Below are 20,810 nucleotides of genomic sequence, written 5' to 3' on the forward strand. Positions count from 1 at the left end.
TCGCTGCTCGGATTCATGCCGGCAAAATTCCGCGCCTGGGCGGCCTATTAAAATAGTCGCCGCTCTCGCCGATGCTTATGGAGAATTTTCTGTCAACCGTGCCCATAGGTGTGGGCATCCTTGTGCATGTGGTCCGGGTGCTCGAATTCCAGTGTTGAATGACGTATGTTGAATTCCTGCGCCAGAGCCTGTTTTATCCTGTATTTGATATTCTCAAGCTGATCCCATGCACTTTCCTCGATAATCACATGGGCCTCCAGCGAGGCATCGTGTTCGCCCATCTGCCAAAAATGCACATGGTGAAGGTCGATAACGCCTTCGATGTTGGAGAGGGCAACAATGACGGCATCGGTATCGATGTCCACCGGGCTACCCAGCATGAGTGTTCTGATGGTGCCGCCGATTTCTGTCAGGCCCAGGTAGAGAATATAGCCCGCGATACCGATGGTGATGGCAGGATCAACCCAGCGCATGTCGTAGAGCAAAATAAGAGTCCCGCCAATGACCACGGCGACCGACGCGAGTGCATCCGACAGATTGTGAAGAAACAGTGCACGGATATTGACGCTGTCTTTCTGCATCGAATAGGTGAGCAACGCTGTCAAGGCGTCCACAGCCAGAGCGATACCACCAAGCCAGACGACCCACCAGCCCTTTACCTCTGGAGGATCGATTATCCGCATGCCACCTTCGTAAACCAGGTAGATCCCGATAATGATCAAGGTAGTGTAGTTGATGAGAGCTGCAACGATTTCAATGCGTCCGTAGCCAAAGGTCATCCTTGCGTCAGCCTGGCGGCGCGCAATTTTTTGCGCCGCGAACGCGATGACGAGTGAGGCCATGTCAGAGAAGTTATGCAAGGCGTCCGCGATAAGGGCGAGACTGCCGGCAAAGATACCTCCCCCAATCTGAGCCAGGGTCAGGATCCCGTTCGCCCAGATGGCGATGGCAACGCGTTTATCCTTGGTCTCGGGGGGTATATGCACATGGTCGTGACTCATTGGGTTAACCTAGTTGGTGGCTATTTATAAAGAGGCATCTGCTGTATTCAGCTTACTCTGTGCCTGGTCGCCTGTACCTTGGCGACTTTGTGGATTTTGGGCCATTGGCTACTCATCCTTTTTGACAGTTTTCAGGAGTTCCGCAAGGCTGTCTTCGGCCGCTTTTTTGTTCGGGAATGGCCCGATATTTTGACCTTCACGGGTTAAAAAATACCAGTCACTGTTGATGGCGTGGATGCGATGTGTTCGAAAGGGTGAGGCTTCTTTCAAGTCATCTATTCGTTGCTTGGGTGGATCGTTCATAGTCTTTCCAGGATATAAACCGCAATAAAAGAACATTGAAAAAATCATGGGGAGATTCCCCCCCCACGATGGAGTGTTGGTTAACTATCAGTGTCGTGATTAATGTCGCCTGTGGGCGTGGAGTTACTGGCACTTCTGCCATGCAACAGCGCATAGAGCACAGGGAGTACAAACAACGTCAACAGGGTGGACGAGATAATCCCGCCGATCACCACGGTCGCCAGAGGACGCTGTACTTCGGCACCGGTGCCGGTATTGAGTGCCATGGGTACAAAGCCGAGGCTTGCTACCAGGGCGGTCATCAATACCGGCCGTAAGCGGATCAGGGCGCCTTCGACAATGGCCTTCATCAGGTCACCCTGCTCGTGCCACAGATCGCGGATAAAGGCGATCATCACCAAGCCGTTTAACACCGCCACCCCGGAGAGGGCGATAAAGCCAACACCCGCCGAGATCGACAGGGGCATGTCTCGCAGCCACAGGGACAGAACCCCGCCGGTGAGGGCCAGTGGCACGCCGGTGAAGATGATCAAGGCATCTTTGAGGGAGCCGAAGGCCATCACCAAGAGTGCGAGGATGATGGCGAGGGTCACGGGCACCACGATGGCAAGCCGCTGACTGGCGGACTGCAGTTGCTCGAAGGTCCCGCCGTAATCCAGCCAGTATCCGGCGGGTAGGTCCACGTCGTCCGCAATGCGCGCCTGTGCTTCCTCGACAAATCCGCCCAGGTCGCGGTCCCGCACGTTGGCGGTGACCACCACCCGACGCTTGCCGTTTTCCCGGCTGATCTGGTTGGGCGCCGGAGCCAGCTCCAGCTCGGCCACTTCCGACAGGGGCACATAGCCACCGTCCGGCAGGGGGACAGGTAGGTCCGCGAGGCTGTCCACATCCCGGCGGATGTCTTCGGGAAGACGCACCACCAACTGGAAGCGGCGGTCGCCTTCGTAAATCAGGCCGGCGTTTTCGCCCCCGACACCGGCTGCCACCAGATCCTGGAGATCATCCACGGTCAGCCCGTAGCGGGATAGCGCCATGCGCTTGGGGTGTACCGACAGCATGGGCAGGCCGGTCACCTGTTCGACCCGGGCATCGGCGGCGCCCTCCATGGATTCCACAACCTCAAGGACGTCGTTGGCCGATGCCAGCAACTGATCCAGGTCATCGCCGAACACCTTGATGCCGATGTCGGCGCGCACGCCGGAGATCAGTTCGTTGAAGCGCATTTCTATGGGCTGGGTGAACTCATACTTGTTGCCGGGAAGCATTTCCACCGCTGCTGCCATTTCCGCCACCAGTTCATCCTTGGTTTTGTCTGGGTTCGGCCATTGGCTGCGGGGCTTCAAGATAACAAAGTTGTCCGCTACGCTGGGGGGCATGGGGTCGGTGGCCACTTCCGGCGTGCCGATCTTGGCGAACACCTTGTCCACCTCCCCAAAGGCCTTCAGCCGTTCTTCCAGCTGCGATTGCATCTCGATGGACTGCTCCAACCCGGTGCCCGGGATGCGCAGGGCATGGAGTGCAATATCCCCTTCATCCAGTTGTGGAATAAATTCCGACCCCAGGGTGGTCGCCAGCCAGAGACAGACCGCTACCAGCGTGGTCGCGCCGCCCAACACCAGCCAGCGGAACCTCATAGCCACCCGCAGCGCAGGCCTGTAGAGCGATTTAGCACCGCTGATTACCGGGCTTTCCTTTTCGCTGATCTTGCCCCCCATAAAGACCGCAACAGCGGCGGGCACCACGGTCAGTGACAGCACCATGGCCGCCAGCAGTGCCATTACGACAGTGGCCGCCATGGGGTGGAACATCTTGCCCTCGACCCCGGTGAGGGCAAAGATCGGCAGGTACACCACAGTAATGATGGCGACACCAAACAGGCTGGGACGAATCACTTCGTTGGTGGCCTCGAACACCAATTGCAGACGTTCCTTGAGGGCCAACTGACCCTGGTGCTGGGCCTGGGACAGGCGCCGGATACAGTTCTCGACGATGATGACCGCGCCGTCGACGATCAGGCCGAAATCCAGCGCCCCCAGACTCATCAAATTGGCGGATACGCCAGACCGCACCATACCGGTGATGGTGGCGAGCATCGAAAGCGGAATGACAGCTGCCGTGATCAAGGCGGCGCGCAGGTTGCCCAGCAACAGAAATAGCACCACGATCACCAGCAGTGCCCCTTCAAGCAGGTTCTTCTCCACCGTGGCAATCGCCTTGTCCACCAGGGCTGTGCGGTCGTATACCGCCTCCACCTTGACGCCGTCGGGCAGGGAGGGCTGAATGGCCTCCAGCTTTTCGGCCACCGCCTGTGCTACCGCCCGGGAATTTTCCCCCACCAGCATCATGGCGGTGCCCATCACCGTTTCCTTGCCGTCGCGGGTGGCGGCGCCGGTGCGCAGCTCCTTGCCAATGGCCACTTCAGCTACATCGGCTACCCGGACTGGCACACCATCCCGGTTGGCAATCACCACCTGTTCAATATCGCCAATGGTGGTCAGCTGCCCGGGCGAGCGCACCAACAGCTGTTGGCCGTTGCGTTCGATATAGCCGGCGCCGCGATTGGTGTTATTGGCCCGCAGGGTGCTGACCAGTTCATCCACCGTGATGCCGAACTCCAGCAACCGTTGGGGCGACGGCGTGACGTGGTACTGCTTGTCGTAGCCGCCAATGGTGTTGACCTCGATCACGCCGGGCACCTGGGCCAACTGGGGTTTGATGATCCAGTCCTGGATCTCACGCAGTGCCGTAGCGTCCAGCGGACTGCCATCCGCTTGAGTGGCACCGGGCAGGGCTTCTACGGTGTACATGAAGATCTCGCCAAGACCGGTGGCGATGGGACCCATCTCCGGCTCCAGCCCGGGTGGCAGCGCGCTCTTGATGGCGCCCAAGCGCTCATTGATCAGGTTGCGGGCGAAATAGATGTCCGTGCCTTCCTCGAACACCACCGTGACCTGGGACAGGCCGTAGCGGGACAGGGACCGGGTATAGGACAGGTTGGGCAGGCCGTACAAGGCCGTTTCCACCGGGAAGGTGATGCGTTGCTCTGCCTCCAGGGGCGAATAGCCCGGTGCCTCGGTGTTGATCTGTACCTGGACATTGGTGATATCCGGCACCGCGTCGATGGGCAGGCGCTGAAAACTCCACACGCCCACGCCGACCAGCACCAGAATAAGGGATAACATTAAAAACCGCCGCTCTATCGAGAGACGTAAGATGGCATTGATCATCATAGCCTCCTGGTTAGTGGTCGTGGGATGCGCCGGATTTTTCGATATCGGCCTTGATCAAATAACTGTTTTCCACCACATAGCGATCGCCTGCTTGCAGGCCGCCCAGCACCTCAGTCAGGTTGCCGTCGCTGCGGCCCAGCTCCAGTGGGCGGATCTCGTAGGTGTCATCCACCTGAATAAACACCACGGTCCAGTCCCGGAAGGATTGCAGGGCGCGGTTGTCAACCACCAAGGGGGCCTCCACCGTTTCCACCACGATATCCCCGGCCACCAGCAAACCGGGGGTCAGCAGTCCCTCGGCATTGTCGACTTCGACCCGGGCCAGGGTGTAGGGCGCGTTGCCGGGTGCCGGCAGCAGGTGGCGGATGGTGCCTTCCCGGTCAATGCCGTCAGCCTTCAGTCGGACTTTCTGGCCAATGGCAACCTCGGCCCGTTGGCCGGGGAAGACCTTGAATTCCGCCCACAGAGTGGTCAAATCGGCAATGGCGAATAGGGGTTGCTCCCCGGTCATTTCTCCGTTGCTGATCCGACGCTCAATGACGATCCCGTCGATGGGCGCTCGCAGTGCGTAGGTTTGCAGGCTTTCGTTGGACTCGACTTGAGCGAGCACGTCACCACGCTCGACCCGATCGCCCAGATTGACCTTCACCTGGCTGACCACGCCCGGGAAACGGGCGCGGATCCGGGCAATCTGCTGCGGTGCCGTGGTCAGGCTGCCGTAGGTGGTGAGGCTGCGCTCGATGGCACTCGGCCCGGCTGCGGCCGTTGTGATACCCGCTTTTCGGGCGATAGCCGGGGCGATCCGGGTGCGACCTTCGTGGGATTCCCAGTGCCAGCGGTAGTTCTTGCCGTCCATGGCGAGGCTCACTTCTACGTCGAAGGAGTGGGGTTCGGTCACCACGCCATCCCCCAGCCAGTAGTCCCCCTGGTAGGCGAAGTCGAAGGTGTCCACTTGCCCACCCAGGCGGGTGAGCTGGACATTGAGGTCAATATCATCAGTAACGGCGCGGCCATCCCTGGTGACCCAGGCCCGGTATTCCGGTGGGACCCCCTGCTCGAAGATCTGCAGTTCGACGGTGGCGTCGTTCTGTTGCAGCAGTATGCCGCCGTGAGGCCCCCTGGCCTCTGCCTGCGATTCGTCGTGTTGTTCCTCGGCAGCTTGTAAGGGGCTGATGGCAAGGCAGGTGGCCACCAGAATCAGACAGAGTTGTTTTATCAGTTGCATGGTGTGAATCCTGAATTTGTGGGTTAGCGCGTCGGGGCGCCCGGAACAGTCGCGAGTGGCTGCGCCGTAAGTTGTTCGATCAACGCCTGGTTGAGCAGCGCCGTGGTGGCGGCGTCGACCAGTGCCTCCCGTGCTGAGAGCAGCTCCCGCTGTGCGGCGGTCCACTCCACATAGCTGTAGCGGCCGTTTTCATAGGCTTCGCGGGTCTGAGTGAGTGCCTCGGTCAGGTCGGGAAGCATTTGGCTGCGAATCTGCTCAACAGTCTCGATGCTTTGTTGCCGCAAGTGGTAGGCGTCGAACAGGCGCGAATGGAGGCGCAGCAGGGTATCCTCCCGGCGGAATCGGACCTCATCCCGCGCCGCCAGGGCGGCCTGCACCTCGCCGCGATTGCGCCGCCCGGAAAAGAGCGGTACCGAGAGCCCAGCGGTCAAGGCCGTATCATCCGTCTCTTCGAAGCGCCGGATGCCGACCTGCCAACGGATGTCGCTCTCGGACTGGCTGCGCGCCAGCTGAATTTCCGCTTCGCGGATACGCTGTTCGCTGGCGTAGATTTGAATGGCCGGGCTGTCGCTGACCCGCTGGTACAGAGCAACGAAGTTGTCGGAGGAACCGAACTGGAACAGGTCGCCTTCCAGCATTTGAAAGTCCGGGCTGGTATCACCCCACAGGGAAGCCAGAGCCATTTTCCGGCTCTCGTAGGCGGCTCGCAGATGGGACTGCTCAATACGACTCTGGGTGAGCGCGGCCCTGGCGCGCAGGACTTCGGCCTGGGGCGCCGCGCCGCGGTCGGCGCGACGGGTGACGATCTCGTGGGTGGCCTCGGCCAGCGCCACGGCTTCAGCGGCGAGTTGGAGTTTTTCCTGCAGGGCCAGGGTGGCGACAAAGCGCTGGGTCACCTGTCCGAGCACATCCAGGGTCTCGGCCCGGCGCTCGGCCTCGACGCGCCCGTATCGTGAGTCAACCACGCTGACGCGGGCCTGACGCTTGCCGCCAAGTTCGAGAAGCGATGACAGGGATAGGGTGTACTCTGCCCCGTCAACTCCTCGCAGATTGTCGCTGCCGAGGAAGTTTTCCACTTCCAGGCCGGCCTCCAGGGCAGGATTTTGATCTGCCGTGATGCGTCGGCCATCAAGACCCTGAAGGCGAAAATCGAAGACCTGGAGGCCGGGGTTTTGTGCCATGGCCCGCGAGAGAGCTTTGGACAGAGTGAGCGGTTTCTCCCCGGCGAGTGCCAGGGTAGAACCAAATGCCAGCGTTAGAAGGCAAAAGGCATGGATAATAGAGTGGCACGGCATTGCGCGCCGCCCGTTTTTTACGGGCATTCTGAAAAGCATGGGACTGCTCCTACGAAAGTCTAAATGACAGTTGTTCCCCGGGTGGGGAAGGTATTCGCAGGGTCAGGAAATGGGAGGGCGGAAAAGGGAGGATTGAACCCCGGTGGTGAAGTTGGCTTGGTAGTCGGACTGTACTATTCCCGCAGCCAAGCCGGAAATGTCTGTGAGGGTTCCCAGCAACACCATGTGAAAGCAGCTGTGGCTGTGATGGCAATGGTCCGCTGAATGACTGGGGCTGTCGGGAGACGACTTGGTTGCCTGATTTTCGCTGGAAAAATCCGCTGATTCGTGTGAATGCTCATCATAATGTGGCATTGCGGGGTTGTGCGGTTGTGCTTCATAGGCAATAGACGCCACTGACTGCAAAGCAATCAACAGCGTCATTGCGACTATGAAACAGCGTTTAATCATGCAAGTGGTCCCGGAATTTGATCGTGAGCCTAGCAGAAAGGCAACCACATAGAAAGGACTGGACTCCCATGGCGTTACGTGTGTCCGTAGTGCGCTGCCCTGAGTGGCGGGCGATTGCACCGACCAACCGCAGTTCGTCTATGTGGCTGCCGCCGGGGGCAGCCGGGCCGGGATCAATATGGCCGGCGGCGACGCTATGCTCGATCTTCGCGCCATGCCGGCGGTCATGGCGATGCGGGCCAATATGACCGTGCAGGAATTGGCTGAAGAGCTGTTTCCCTACCTGACCATGGTGGAAGGGCTCAAGCTCTGCGCCCAGACTTTTACCAAGGACGTGACTCAATTGTCCTGTTGCGCCGGGTAAGGCTGCGTTCCCGGCTCAGTCGGCATTCCTGATCAGGCGCGGCAGCCAACGCAGATACGCCACCATGCCAAACAACTCGACCAGGGATTGGAAGACGATGACAACGATGGCGGCACGCCAGGGCTCCGGCAGTGACAGCGCCAGCGGCAGCATGACGAAGGAGTTGCGGGTACCAAAGCTGAAGGTGAGGGTGCGGCCGATAGTGGGCGTGAACCCGAATAGCTCACTGAGCCCCTTGCCGATGGTAGCGGCGGCAACCAGATAAAGTACAAAAACCACAAGCGCCGACCACAGCAGGGCGCCATTGTCGATCACCAGGCTGACCTGGGAGCCGGCAATTAGAAACACCACCAATGCCAGCAACGGCACGGGCAGCCACCCAAGCCAGTCCACCAGTGTTTGCGCGCGCGGGTGCTTTTCCGTCAACCGTTCGGTAATCCAGGCCAGGATCAGCGGGGTGACAATCAATCCGAAGAATGCCGGCAGCAAGTGGCTGCCAACCGCCAGTTCAATGGCGATATTGCCCATGAAGAGCCAGATATAAATGGGTAGCAAAATGAGCTGGACCAGCAGAAGGATCGGCGCGGCCGCTATGGCCCTGGCACCGTCCCCACCACCGAGATGGGTAAAACTGATAAACCAGTCCGTACAGGGCACCAGCAGTACCAGCAGTACGCCGAGACGAATAGCGGGATCATCCGGTAACAGCCACAACAGAAGACCAACGACCACCGGTATCAGGATAAAATTGCCCGTCAGCAAAGCGGCCAGAAAGCGGCGATCACGAAATGCCGACCTGAGATGTATCAGTGGTACCTGAGTGAAAGTAGTGTACAGGAGAACACCCAGGGCCGGCCAAAGCAGCGCTTCCCAATGACGAGTCTGCTCTGGTGACATCCAGCCGATGGCCATGCCGGCCAGGATGGCAACCAGATAAAACCAGACCTGATATTGTTCTAGGCTGTTACGCATTTGGCTTCTTCCACGATGATACCCGGACTCGGCACCTGTTTGTGTGGGCCGGATAGTACCATGGGAGTCCTGTGAGTCACGGTGTTGTCAGCCAACGTGTCTGTGGAAGTTCCTTCCAACCCCAGCAAAGTACTACTGCATACGCTGAGATATGCCCCAAGTTACCGGCCGATTTCTTAGGGAAAATCTGGGGCAATTTGATCGCCAAACTATGCCATTTCAGGCCATATTGCATAGTACGGTGTAGGCTTCCTACGATGGTGATAATAAAAGAAAATACGTATTTTTAGCCGTTTGGCGTTCAGTCTGTCCCCACTCTTGGAGAATGGTCATTAGGGTTCCGCCTTATTTGATTTCAGCCTGGTGATAATCTGGCGTCGATTTGCCACCAGTTCGGCTGCTTCCCGCACCGGATCGTCCTCGACATGAACGTATCGCATGAACATGGTCACGGTTTTGTGAGCGGTCAGTGCCATACCCACTTTGATCGGGATGCCGGAATTGGCGATGTCGGTGGCAGCGCGATGCCGGATGCCGTGTGTGCCAACAAGGGGGATGCCGGCCCTTTTCAGTATGCGGCGCCAGGCGCCATAGTAGGCGTTTTGGGTCAACGGCTTGTTGGGATCTTCCAGAGCAGGGCAGACGTACTCCGATTTGCTGTGGATTGCGGCATCAGAGAGCAGTTCGTAGGCTTCCGAGCTGATAGGTTTGGACATGTCACCGGTTTTGCTGTCGGGCCAGACTACTCGGCGACCGACCAGGTCTACCCACTCCCATCGCAGCGCCAGGATTTCGGACATTCTGGCGGCAAAGGCAAATTGGAGCCGAATGCCGAGAATCGGAGAAGGGTGTTCAAATTCCTCCTCTTCTGTTTTCTCCAGTTGCCTGAATAAGAGGATCATCTCCTTGTCGGTAAGTAGTCGAGTTTTGCCTTTCTCTGGGAACTTGGTCACGTGGCGGCAAGGATTGGTGCCATCCGGGCGGTACCCCCACAGTTCAGCCAGGTTGAACATTTTGCGAACACAAGCCAGTATCCGGTTAGCCTGGGTGGGTGTTTTTTCCAGGCGCTTCATGAGAGCCAGAATATCGGCTCGTTCTACCTCGTGGACTTTCAAGGTGCCCATAGAGGGGAGAAGATATTTATCGATATGGTACTGGTTTTTCTTTTGGGTAAGTGGTTTGTTGTGCGGTATACAGTGATCTTCCATAAAGCGTTTGCATAAATCTTTAACCGTCGGGGCTTGCCGATCCCTGGCTTTTTGGCCTGAAGGGTCATTGCCCCGGCGTACATCCGCCAGCAAATCCTGAGCGAGGGTGCGGGCCTGTTCGACAGTCAGCTCGCCAAACAGGCCAAGTGACGGCTTGCGTCGCTTGCCACTGTTTGTGCGATACTGGAGCATGAAAACCTTGCGTCCAGTTGGGGTGACTTTGCAGAAAAATCCGGGTACGAGGGTATCCCTCAATTCAATGTCGGTTTCTCCCGGTTGGGCACCGGCAACGATGGTTTTTGTGAGCTTTACTCGCGGCATTTCTGGACTCCTGAAACCTCCGGTTCCAGGTCTTATCCAAGGAGCAAATAGGAGCCTCGGGAGAGCGAACCAGAGCGATTAGCATCAAACTCCGGCATATGATCCCTTTTTTTAAGTCTTTGAAAAACCAGCTGAATCGCGCCGTATACAAGCAGGGAGTACCCCGGAGTGGAAGCCAGACTACCGCTTAAAATCCCTCGGAGGAAACTCCGTGCCGGTTCGATTCCGGCTCCGGCACCACTGATCAAGCGCTCTCAGCTATCTTCGGGAATACCTCAGTTTCGCCTCCACCGCAGAAAGCTAGCATCGGTCGCGACCTCCCTCCATTTTTTCGCAAACACGAAAAATCCGCCGAAGCGGGTATCGCAGGCCCAATGATTCTAATCGGGCTTTTGCGACTCGAGGCACTTTTCATAGGATGCATCGCCAAACTCGGATATTTTCCGCTGCCTCGCCTCAGCTGACAGAAGTACCTCCGACTCATAGGCAGCAACGATGAGCTCGATCATCACTTCTCGCTCTGGCGATTCCTGCTGATCGGCTATCCGCTTCATGGCAGTCCTGGATACCCCGCCCTGACGTGCTTCCATTACATTGATGGCGGCCTCGGATACCTGGTCGCACAGATCGTCAGCGCCCGCCGAAAGCGTAACCAGTCCAACAAGCGCAATAATTGATCGCATGGGCTCTCCTTTTCCATAAAGGGTTATCTTAACTGTAGTCAGTCGGCTTCTCCAAATCCGGGTAATCACCCGTAGAGCAAACACCTGCGCGTTCGCCCGCTGGTTACATTTTCCTTTTACACCTGAAAAGTGGATTTCGTGTACTGTATACATATACAGTCTTTAAATCTGATCAGGGTTATGTGAAATGAGCGCCGTCTTCATCATGGGTCCGGTGGGTTGCTCGGAGATTGAGCTCCCTTTCTTTTCCTGTCGCGTTCCCGCGGGCTTTCCCAGCCCAGCGCAGGATCATATGGAGCAAACCCTTTCGCTGGACGAGTTGCTGGATATCGATGCGCCGCATACCTATCTGGTGCGCGCCGACGGTGACAGCATGATCGGGGCGGGCATTCTGGACGGCGACGTAATGGTAGTCAGCCGAGCGCTGACCGGTCGGCACGGTGATGTTGTTATTGCCGCAATCAATGGTGAAACCTTTGTCAAACGCTTGTCGATTCGTGGTGAGGAGGTAGTGCTGCACTCGGAAAATCCCAAATACGCGCCCAGATATGTGCTCGAAGGGGATGATCTGGTTATCTGGGGTGTCGTTACCGACAGCATACGCAGGCACCGCAGCCATGGTTGACCCGGTTTTCGCGCTGATCGACTGCAACTCTTTCTATGCCTCCTGTGAGCGGGTATTCCGTCCGGATCTGCAACGCGTGCCCATTGTGGTGCTGAGTAACAATGATGGCTGCATTATCGCCCGGTCGGCAGACGCCAAGCCATTCGTGAAGATGGGCGAGCCTTTTCACAAGGTCCGCGAAACGCTCAAGCGTAACGGCGTGCTGGCCTTCAGCTCCAACTATGCACTCTATGGCGACATGAGTGAGCGGGTGATGACCACCATCGAGAGTCTGGTGCCAGCGCTGGAGGTGTATTCGATAGATGAAGCGTTCGCCGACATGACCGGCATATCCGATAGAGAGGCACTGGGGCGGCGGATTCGCGCGCAGGTCTTGCGCGTAACGGGTATCCCGACAGGCGTGGGTATAGCCACTACCAAGACCCTGGCAAAACTGGCCAATGCTGCAGCCAAGCGCTGGCAGAAGCAGACGGGCGGGGTGGTTGATATCTGTGATAACCAACGCAGGGACAAGCTGCTGAAGGTCATGCCCGTCGCTGAGGTATGGGGGGTCGGCCGGCGGATGAATGAGCATCTGACAACCATGGGCATCAAAACCGCCTGGGATCTGGCCCAGGCCGATGCCTGGACTCTGCGCAAGCAGTTTAGTGTGGTCATAGAGAAAACCGCACGCGAGCTACGCGGCACGTCCTGCCTGGCTCTGGAGGAAGCGGTCCCGGCCAAGCAGGAAATCTGCAGTAGCCGAGCATTTGGTCAGAGGCTGCATGAGCTGGAACCCATACAGGAAGCTGTGTCCACCTATGCAACTCGCGCCTGCGAGAAGCTGCGGCGCCAGGCCTCGCTTTGTAGGCGCGTGCGGGTATCGATTCGTACTGGGATGTTCAATCCCGACGAGGTAAAGTTCACCAAGGGTGTGGTCTGTGAATTACCTTACCCCTCCGATGACACGCGCCTGATCGTTCGTGCGGCCCAGCAGGGACTCCAGGCTATATATCGGCCGGGGCATGCTTACGCCAAGGCAGAAATCCTGTTACTGGATTTGTGCCAGAAGGGCCAGTTCACCGATGACCTGTTCGCTGAACTCCAACCACTTGCGGCAGAAAAAGTGATGGGTGTTCTAGACGAGATAAATAGCCGATGGGGCCGAGGTACGCTGCGTCCAGCTAGGGTGCCGATCACCCCGGGATGGGGCATGAAACAGGAACTGAAGAGTCCGAGCTATACCACCTGTTGGCATGGACTCTGGGGCGCCCGGTGTCGTTGAAGCAAAAGGATTGGATCCGACGAACTCTTGCGTGTCGTTATCGTCAGATATAGAGAGCAATCACGCATTGAGGGACGGCTATGGCATTTCTGGACTCGCACGGAGCAAGTATTTTTTCGGTTCTAAAGAAAACCTTCAAAAATTTTATCGACGATGACATGCCGACCTATGCTGCTGCGCTGTCATACAGGGCACTATTTTCGCTTTTCCCGTTTCTGCTTTTTCTGATCGCCATGTTGAGCTTTCTCAACCTGGGCAATTTTTTTACCTGGTTACGTGAGCAGGCTGCCTTGGTGCTTCCGTCTGTAGCAGTGGAAATGATTGATCCGGTCATCAGTAATTTGCAGGAAGGCAAGAACAGCATTTTTTCAGTGGCTATCGTGGTGGCTATCTGGGTGGCTTCGAACGGAATCCGTTCCTTGATGAATGCCATGAACAGGGCCTACAACGTGCGCGAATCCAGGCCAGCCTGGAAACTCTACTTGCTGTCGCTGCTTTACACCGTAGGTATTGCAGTGGTGCTCCTGGTTGTAGCCGCACTTATGGTAGTCGGGCCGCAATGGCTGGAGTGGCTGGCCAGTTGGGTCAACATGGGCGAACTTGCAGTGACACTCTGGGCTTTGCTGCGCTGGCCTGCGGCAATACTGCTGCTGATGCTCGTCGTAGCGGTTCTCTATTACCTTATGCCGGACGTGGAACAGAAGTTTCGTTTCATCACACCCGGGTCGGTGATAGCTGTCATTATCTGGATCGCGGCCTCATTGGGCTTTGGCTTCTATGTGAGCAATTTCGGTAATTACGACGCGATGTATGGCGGTATCGGGGCGATGATCGTGTTGCTGTTGTTTTTTTACATTTCTTCTGCCGTGCTACTCCTGGGCGCCGAGCTCAACGCTACAATCGAGCATGCCTCAACCGAAGGCAAGGATAGGGGCGAGAAACAGATCGAATCATGATACTGGTCTGACAGATCATCTGACCTGCTAATGCATGGGCAAAGCCATGGTTCGATGCGTTATGCTGTGCGCTCTTTTTAGCAGGCAGGCAGGCGGAGAACATGAGCGAGTTTGATTTTGACCTTTTCGTTATCGGGGCCGGGTCAGGCGGCGTGCGAGCCAGCCGTCTCGCGGCAAGTTACGGGGCGAAAGTCGGCGTTGCCGAAGACCTGTATCTGGGAGGCACCTGCGTCAACGTTGGCTGCGTCCCGAAAAAACTGTTCGCCTACGCTGCGCATTTTGCCGAAGACATGGAAGATGCCCGCGGCTATGGCTGGGATATCGGCGAGACAGGGTTCACCTGGAGCCGCCTGCTGGACAACAAGAATCGCGAGATCACACGGCTTAACGGGATATACCGCAATCTGCTCTCTAGCGCAGGAGTTACGCTTGTTGATGGGCGCGCACGGTTTATCGATTCCCACACTGTGGCAGTAGGCGACAGAACCTTTACAGCCGAGCGGATTCTGGTAGCAACCGGCGGCTGGCCTTACATTCCCGAATTCCCCGGGAGCGAGCATGTCATCAGCTCCAATGAAGCCTTTTATCTTGAGAGCCTGCCAAAAAGAGTGACTGTGGTGGGCGGCGGATACATTGCCATCGAGTTTGCCAGCATTTTTCAGGGTGTCGGCTGCGAGGTGACTCAGTTGTACCGCGGAGACCTGTTTTTGCGCGGGTTCGATCAAAGTATCCGGGAACACATGGCCACCACCATGAAGGCCAAGAAACTGGATCTGCGCTTCAACACTGACGTGCGCTCCGTTGAGCGCCGGAGCGACGGCGTGCTGGATTTGTCACTGTCCGACGGCTCCGCCCTGGAAACCGATCTGGTGCTCTACGCCACCGGTAGACGTCCGAATATTGCGGGCCTCGGTCTGGAAAACACCCAGGTGACCCTGGATGAGATGGGCTTCATCGATGTTGACCAGGATTATCAGACCAGCGACCCAGCCGTATACGCCATTGGTGATGTGACCCACACCACGCAGCTTACGCCGGTTGCACTGGCTGAGGGCATGGCACTCGCTCGTCGGCTGTTCAAGCCTGACGAGTACCGCCCCGTGGACTACAACGATATAGCGACGGCGGTATTCTGCATCCCCAACGTGGCAGTCCTGGGATTGACCGAAGACCAGGCGAGGGGACAGGGCCACTCACTTGCTATTTATGAGAGCCGATTCCGTCCGATGCGCAACACACTGGCTGGACGGGGTGAAGAAAGTCTGATGAAGATGGTCGTCGACAAGCAGACAGATCGGGTGTTGGGTGTACACATGGTCGGACCCGATGCGGGCGAGATCATTCAGGGCATGGCCGTTGCACTCAAGGCCGGAGCAACAAAAGCCATGTTCGATGCCACTCTGGGCATTCATCCCACAGCTGCTGAAGAGTTTGTGACGATGCGGGTTCCCACACGCGTGGATCCGGATTGAGCCAACAGGAGCTGCCGGCATGAGCTGGTTCTATGCGTTTGATCTGTTTGGTGTGGCGGTCTTCGCCATTTCCGGCGCACTGATGGCAGGGCGAAAATCCATGGACCTCTTTGGGGTCCTGGTGATTGCTCTCATCACGTCATTGGGAGGAGGGACCCTGAGAGACACCATTCTGGACCACCATCCGGTTGTCTGGATACGTGACGATCTCTACATTCTGGTCGCAGTTCTGGCGGCACTGGGCACGATTGTCTGGGTACGCCTGACTAGACCAATCCATGAGACTGGTTTGCTGGTGGCAGATGCATTCGGTTTGGCAATCTTTACGGTAATCGGGACCCAGGTCGCCTTAGCGCAATCTGTGCCAGTCAGCGCTGCGGTGATCATGGGTGTAATGACTGGCGTTGCAGGCGGTGTGATACGCGATATCATCTGCAATGAAATCCCGCTGATCTTCGACCGGGAGATCTACGCCACAGCCTCTATTGCAGGGACCCTGGTATATATCGGTCTATACCGCCTGGACACACCAGCAGATCTCGACGTGGCAATTGCGGTTGCCACCGTGCTGGTCATTCGCCTCGCAGCAATCCGCTGGCACCTGGGATTGCCGCGCTTTCACCTGCTCGATCGCAAGCCAGCTCAGAAAGACTGACTCAGTGATGTTGGTGCTTGCTCTGCTCAGGTTTGGCCGAGTGAGCACCGTGGTCGGTAGGGGCCGGTGCCTCTTTTTCGATCATCACATCCACCTCAATGGAACCTGCATTCTCGAAGACCAGCGTCAGTGGAAACCGGCCGCCATCCTCTAGCGGCTGCTTGAGACCGAACATCATGAAATGATAGCCACCCGGTTCGAAGACAACATCCGCACCCGGCTCAATGGATAACTGCTCCACCTCCTGCATTTTCATTAACCCATCCACATGCACATGCTCGTGCACCTCGACCTTGTCGGCAATTGGAGAGCTGGCGGCGACCAGCGTGTCTGCAGTGGTACCGCGGTTTTCAATGTGCAGATAGGCCGCACCGGAGGGGACAACCGGGGGCAGGGGACGGGCCCATGAATGGGCTATGTGCAGATCCGCTACCTGGTAATCATGGGCCAGAGCAGGGCCTGCCAGTAGCAGGGCGCAAAAAAAGCTGGAAAGGGTTCTTAGTAACATGCACTGTTTCCTTAGTGATTAAAGATATGAGAGTAACTTGGGTTGGAATCTCTAGCCACCGCAACATGGACATAGGTGCGAAAGTGCCGGCGTGTCATTGCGCTGCCACCAGAGAGTGTCAGAATTGTGGCGAAATATGTGGCGTAGTTAACGTTTATTCCCTGGCGCATGGCTGTTAGCCAGCATCACTTTCCCGCAGACTGTAAGACACTGCCAACCCAGACACACAAAGGGAATTTTATCTTGGCTACTGAATCAACTATGTATGAAAAACGAAGACTGGAACGCCAGACAGTGAGCACGAGCCTCGAGGTGTACGACCTGGACACCGGCAATCACCTGGGCAGGGTGGTAGACCTGCATGCCGAGGGGTTGATGCTACTCAGCGATCAACCCATCGACCTGTACAAGCACTATGCTCTGCAGGTGAGTTTGCCCATGACGCTCAACGGCGTGACCGAGTTCTTTCTTGATGCAGAAAGTCTCTGGAACCGCGAAAGTCTCGCAGGAGGACAGTACTGGACGGGCTTGCACTTTACCCAGTTACCGGAGGCGTCACGCACCTGCATTGAGAAGATGGTCGCCAGCCGCTAGTTCATTTCCTTACCTGTTGGTGTCAGACGCCTGTTGATGTCAGGTGATTGTCCCACCGCAACTCACTGCCCTCGATCCGCTTCACGCGGCTGGCACGATTACGATAGATCCCGCCCATGCCCGAGGTAAACAGAAACTCGCTTCGGCGGTCGGCGATAGCACCGGCAACGTCTCGGATTTCAACCGTCTCCAGGGGCGCACTGGTCATATAATCCAGCAGTAATGCACGGTTACCCCTAGGCGCAGTCAGTGCTGCAATATGGCTGGCAGGATCAATAACGACACTTGCCATGTAGTTGTGCAGCTCACGTTGCTGGTCTAGAGGCAAACTGATCTCGGAAAACACGCCCTGCGCGGTATCCAGCCGGCCAATCAGCGGTGGTGTCTCCCATACTGGACCTTCAAATTGATAGCCCGCGATCACAATGCCTTCCTTGCTCACGTCCAGATGGCGAAGGCTCAGCTGGTGGTGGGATGGCTCATGGCGCTGCACAATGTGACCGCTATCGCGATTGATCAACAGTAGCGCTGGCTGCATGTCAGCGAGATTGAGCTTGATACGATCATAGTCGGGGTGCGTCTTTATCCCGCCGAGGGCGACTATCAGAGTTTGACCATCCGGGTGAAGGCGAATCTCGTGGGGCCCTATGCCGTCCACATTCAGGTTGCCCAGAAACTGATACTCGTGTTGTGCGTCATACACCAGGATTTTTCCTGCACCGCTGGGGTAGTGATTGGTAGTGGCGTAGAGCAGGTTACCATCAGGACTGAAAACCCCATGGCCGTAGAAGTGATGATCCTTTTCGGTCTCGACCTGACGAACGATCTCACCTGCTTCGAAGTCGACCACCTGATAAAAATGACCAGGCCGACGACTGAACATCACTACCTCGTCGGCAAAGGGTCGTCTGCAGCCGCCGTGTCCGCGCTCCTGCACAGGCAGGCGAAAGATAATCGTGCCTTGCCGATCAATTCCGGCGATGAAGTGACCACCTTCTGCATCATCCATAGCGCTGAGATACAAGGGACCAGGGCGGTGAGGAGCGGCCTGGATATCAGACGTCGAAGCGCCAAAGGCTGAGAAAGCCGCCATGGCACCCGCGCTCGCCAGGCCCGCACGAATAAGCTCTCTACGATTCATCGAAGGTCAGTCTCCATCGCTTGAGTTAAAGCCCTTGATGATGCCCAGTTCGCTGGCAATGGTGCCATTGAGCAGCGTCGTCAATCGATCAATATCAATGTAGAGCAGCTGTAATTGACGGTAGCCGTCATCGTCTGCAAGTAGAGGCATCAGACCAGATGGCATGCTGTCGAGGCGCTGCAGTGCAGCATTCAGGTTTTCGGAAAACTGATCCCCGAGCGGAGAAAGTTGGCGTTCATCCAGTAAGCTGACCAGCCCTGGTAAAAAGTAGGCCTTCAAGCCGCCAAGCGTGGCCTCCATGGTCGCCAGGGATTCACCGCTTCGCCAGGCGTCGGCAATATAAGGGTTGCGGCGGGTCTTGCCACCCAGGCCCATGGGCGCAGCAAGCCGCTTGTTGCGCAAGATCTCCAGACTATGCATGGCAGCGGATACCGTAGTGTGTGCATACTCGGTTTGGCTCATGAAATGCGATTCAAAGCTGGTCCAATCCCTTTGTAGGCGGTTGGCATTTATATGAATTTGCGCACTGACCCCCTGGAGAAAATCACAGGCCCGTGGGCCGGGCAGGGCGTTACCAGCTTTAACGACAAGAGGATCGAAAAGCAAATACTCGAGGGCGGGGAATCCCTTGGCCGCCACACTGTCTGCTGCAATCGATGGCGCATCAATCGGCTGCGCACCCATCAGCCAGTTATCTGTTTTTCGCGCGATCAGATTCTTGGAGTCGGGCCAGAACTGTAGTTGCCAAGCAATGTTGTCCTGTTCGATCGGGCCGAAATCGACAAAACGAACCTGTTGCCAATCCAAAAAGGCGTTCAGCCAGGCATCTCGAACTGTTTCAACGTTATGTTCCCCTGGCGCCTGGCAATAAGTCCGGGCGCGTTGCTGCAGCATTTCGCTACTGTTTGCAAACGCCGCGTACCCCGTAGCCAGATCCGCATGCCATTGCACTTTGGCTGGCGTAGCCAGGACGAGTGGGCTTAAAGCAATGGCAATTAACCCGCACAGATAAACCAGGGGTCTTTGCGGGCGGTGCAAGAGAGGCATATCGGTGCTCCAGGTAAACGTGATCATAACGACTTGAGAAAGCGGATAAGGGCCGTGCGTTCGTCAGCAGACATTGATCGGTAGCGATCTGCCGATACCTGGGCTTCACCAGCATGCCAGAGGATGGCCTGCTCAAGTGTCTCGGCGCGACCATCGTGCAGGAAGCCCGCACGGGGGTTAACATCCTGGGCCAAACCTATGCCCCACAATGGAGGTGTACGCCATTCATTGCCATCAGCAAGAAATTCATCCCGGCCATCAGCCAGACCAGGCCCCATGTCGTGCAACAACAGATCGGTATAAGGCCATATGGTCTGATTGCTCAAATCAGGCCGGCCAGCTGCTTTACCGGTGACATGACGCGGGGTGTGACATGCCGCGCAGTCGGCCTGATTGAACAGTTGGGCGCCGGTCACAACCTGAGGGTCATCCATGTTACGTCGGGCGGGCACCGCCAGGCTGCTGGCATAAAAATCGATAAAATCGGCGATCTCGCCGCTTACTTCCGGATCACCACCGTGGGGTGCAGCATCGCAGCCCTGGCTGGGGGTGCAATCGGTCCCTGGGACCAGATTAGAGCTCAAGCCCATGTCACCGGCAAAGGCTCCCATGCTTTGTTGCATGATTGTCGGTTCGCTGGCTTTCCAACCGAAACGGCCGAGCACCGTGGTTTTTTGCGTCTTGTCCCACACTCGGTTGACCCGACCCGAGATGCCATCACTATTGGCATCCTCAGGATCTGCCTGAGCAAGTATCTGCTCCTCGGGTATGTTCGCCAACAGACCCAGGCCGATCATTTGCGGGGCGACCCGTGGTGAAATCAGTAGCTCCCCGGGCAGTGGGCCGTACTGGGGGTTTTCTATCCGATAGTTCGGCACGCGCAATGTCACACGGGTGCAATCGTCCAATACCTCTTCACGCTCAGACCAGTCAATGACCATCTCAGCCTCAGGCTTGAAGCCCGGAATGGCAGCTGTTTGCAACTGGCTGCCGTAAACCGGATGCGGAACAAAACCATGCTGCTCAAGAACTTCAGCATCCTTTTCGGGATCACCCGGCATGGCCAGGCGCAAAAAAAGAGAAATGCCTGCTTCACCCGCCAGCGGGGGATGACCACGGCCATCCTTGATGTGACAACCCTGGCAGGAGTTGGTATTAAATAACGGACCCAGACCGTCGCGGGCCGCGGTACTGGAGGGTGCGATCACCCATGGATTGCGGAAGAAACTGTTGCCCACGCTGAAATCAAGTCGCTTGGTCATGGACAAATTGCCCTGGGGCAACGAGAAGGCATTGTGGTCGGATTGCTCAACGGTTCCATCACCACCGGTTTTCGCAGTTTCCTGGAGCGGATAGCTGTATGCCTCGGTGGATGCAGCCAGCAGGGCAATCAGTATGCTCGAGCATACAAATCGGGTCGCAGTTGCATCCGATACGCGAAGAAACAAGTTCATGAATATAGCTCTATGTGATCACTGAGCGGATAAAAGCCCGAC

At 57.0% G+C, this 20,810-nt stretch carries 19 protein-coding genes and 1 pseudogene; 7 read left to right on the forward strand and 13 right to left on the reverse strand.

Annotated features, from left to right (window positions below):
• Positions 1–92: 92 nt before the first annotated feature.
• From AAC076_RS12915 to AAC076_RS12940, 6 genes are all read right to left on the reverse strand, one after another.
• Positions 93–1,001 (reverse strand): cation diffusion facilitator family transporter, encoded by a 909-nt coding sequence (locus AAC076_RS12915; protein ID WP_042924023.1) that lies wholly within the window; start codon positions 999–1,001, stop codon positions 93–95.
• Between the two features lie 108 nt (positions 1,002–1,109).
• Positions 1,110–1,304 (reverse strand): DUF6316 family protein, encoded by a 195-nt coding sequence (locus AAC076_RS12920; RefSeq protein ID WP_062372392.1) that lies wholly within the window; start codon positions 1,302–1,304, stop codon positions 1,110–1,112.
• An 80-nt stretch (positions 1,305–1,384) separates the two neighbouring features.
• Positions 1,385–4,531 (reverse strand): CusA/CzcA family heavy metal efflux RND transporter, encoded by a 3,147-nt coding sequence (locus AAC076_RS12925; RefSeq protein ID WP_339846290.1) that lies wholly within the window; start codon positions 4,529–4,531, stop codon positions 1,385–1,387.
• Positions 4,532–4,544: 13 nt separating this feature from the next.
• Positions 4,545–5,759 (reverse strand): efflux RND transporter periplasmic adaptor subunit, encoded by a 1,215-nt coding sequence (locus tag AAC076_RS12930; protein WP_009575228.1) that lies wholly within the window; start codon positions 5,757–5,759, stop codon positions 4,545–4,547.
• A 23-nt stretch (positions 5,760–5,782) separates the two neighbouring features.
• The gene (locus AAC076_RS12935) at positions 5,783–7,093 is read right to left on the reverse strand and encodes a TolC family protein (protein ID WP_339846293.1); all 1,311 of its coding nucleotides are present in this window, start codon (positions 7,091–7,093) and stop codon (positions 5,783–5,785) included.
• 63 nt (positions 7,094–7,156) lie between these two features.
• Complete coding sequence (locus AAC076_RS12940; RefSeq protein ID WP_339846296.1) at positions 7,157–7,504, reverse strand: hypothetical protein; 348 nt, start codon at positions 7,502–7,504, stop codon at positions 7,157–7,159.
• Positions 7,505–7,598: 94 nt separating this feature from the next.
• Here AAC076_RS12940 and AAC076_RS12945 point away from each other — a divergent pair.
• Positions 7,599–7,868: pseudogene (locus AAC076_RS12945) on the forward strand (hypothetical protein); the annotation flags it as partial.
• Between the two features lie 15 nt (positions 7,869–7,883).
• Here AAC076_RS12945 and AAC076_RS12950 read toward each other — a convergent pair.
• From AAC076_RS12950 to AAC076_RS12960, 3 genes are all read right to left on the reverse strand, one after another.
• Positions 7,884–8,840: an arsenic resistance protein gene (locus tag AAC076_RS12950; RefSeq protein WP_022960223.1), complete on the reverse strand. Its 957-nt coding sequence runs from the start codon at positions 8,838–8,840 to the stop codon at positions 7,884–7,886.
• Between the two features lie 332 nt (positions 8,841–9,172).
• Entirely contained in the window at positions 9,173–10,369 is a 1,197-nt protein-coding gene (locus AAC076_RS12955; RefSeq protein WP_198568181.1) for a site-specific integrase, read from the reverse strand.
• 380 nt (positions 10,370–10,749) lie between these two features.
• A complete protein-coding gene (locus AAC076_RS12960) occupies positions 10,750–11,052 on the reverse strand; it encodes a hypothetical protein (RefSeq protein WP_339846301.1) in 303 nt (100 codons plus the stop codon).
• Between the two features lie 187 nt (positions 11,053–11,239).
• On the opposite strand from AAC076_RS12960, the gene umuD reads away from it, so the two are divergent.
• The 5 genes from umuD to AAC076_RS12985 all read left to right on the forward strand — a co-directional run bounded on the left by umuD (position 11,240) and on the right by AAC076_RS12985 (position 16,024).
• Positions 11,240–11,677, forward strand: coding sequence for a translesion error-prone DNA polymerase V autoproteolytic subunit (umuD, locus tag AAC076_RS12965; protein WP_339846303.1), 438 nt, complete (start codon positions 11,240–11,242; stop codon positions 11,675–11,677).
• On the forward strand, positions 11,670–12,941 hold the full coding sequence (umuC, locus tag AAC076_RS12970; protein WP_339846306.1) for a translesion error-prone DNA polymerase V subunit UmuC: 1,272 nt from the start codon (positions 11,670–11,672) through the stop codon (positions 12,939–12,941). The genes umuD and umuC overlap by 8 nt, the downstream gene beginning before the upstream one ends.
• An 80-nt stretch (positions 12,942–13,021) precedes the next feature.
• A complete protein-coding gene (locus tag AAC076_RS12975; protein ID WP_339846308.1) occupies positions 13,022–13,897 on the forward strand; it encodes a YihY/virulence factor BrkB family protein in 876 nt (291 codons plus the stop codon).
• Between the two features lie 101 nt (positions 13,898–13,998).
• A complete protein-coding gene (gene gorA / locus AAC076_RS12980; protein ID WP_339846311.1) occupies positions 13,999–15,369 on the forward strand; it encodes a glutathione-disulfide reductase in 1,371 nt (456 codons plus the stop codon).
• 19 nt (positions 15,370–15,388) lie between these two features.
• On the forward strand, positions 15,389–16,024 hold the full coding sequence (locus AAC076_RS12985; protein WP_339846315.1) for a trimeric intracellular cation channel family protein: 636 nt from the start codon (positions 15,389–15,391) through the stop codon (positions 16,022–16,024).
• 1 nt (position 16,025) lies between these two features.
• Here AAC076_RS12985 and AAC076_RS12990 read toward each other — a convergent pair whose 3' ends face one another.
• Complete coding sequence (locus tag AAC076_RS12990) at positions 16,026–16,532, reverse strand: copper chaperone PCu(A)C (RefSeq protein ID WP_339846317.1); 507 nt, start codon at positions 16,530–16,532, stop codon at positions 16,026–16,028.
• Positions 16,533–16,793: 261 nt separating this feature from the next.
• Between AAC076_RS12990 and AAC076_RS12995 the strand changes: the two genes are divergently transcribed.
• Positions 16,794–17,126: a PilZ domain-containing protein gene (locus AAC076_RS12995; protein ID WP_339846319.1), complete on the forward strand. Its 333-nt coding sequence runs from the start codon at positions 16,794–16,796 to the stop codon at positions 17,124–17,126.
• Positions 17,127–17,148: 22 nt separating this feature from the next.
• Here the strand turns inward: AAC076_RS12995 and AAC076_RS13000 are convergent, their stop codons facing one another.
• Genes AAC076_RS13000 through AAC076_RS13010 form a run of 3 tightly spaced genes read right to left on the reverse strand, consistent with a single transcriptional unit; the run spans position 17,149 to position 20,768 of the window.
• Positions 17,149–18,267 (reverse strand): DUF1513 domain-containing protein, encoded by a 1,119-nt coding sequence (locus AAC076_RS13000; RefSeq protein WP_339846322.1) that lies wholly within the window; start codon positions 18,265–18,267, stop codon positions 17,149–17,151.
• Between the two features lie 6 nt (positions 18,268–18,273).
• Positions 18,274–19,314, reverse strand: coding sequence for an imelysin family protein (locus AAC076_RS13005; RefSeq protein ID WP_339846325.1), 1,041 nt, complete (start codon positions 19,312–19,314; stop codon positions 18,274–18,276).
• Positions 19,315–19,337: 23 nt separating this feature from the next.
• Entirely contained in the window at positions 19,338–20,768 is a 1,431-nt protein-coding gene (locus AAC076_RS13010) for a di-heme oxidoredictase family protein (RefSeq protein ID WP_339846327.1), read from the reverse strand.
• Between the last annotated feature and the right edge of the window lie 42 nt (positions 20,769–20,810).

It is taken from the genome of uncultured Halopseudomonas sp., assembly GCF_963977355.1.
GTDB lineage: Bacteria > Pseudomonadota > Gammaproteobacteria > Pseudomonadales > Pseudomonadaceae > Halopseudomonas.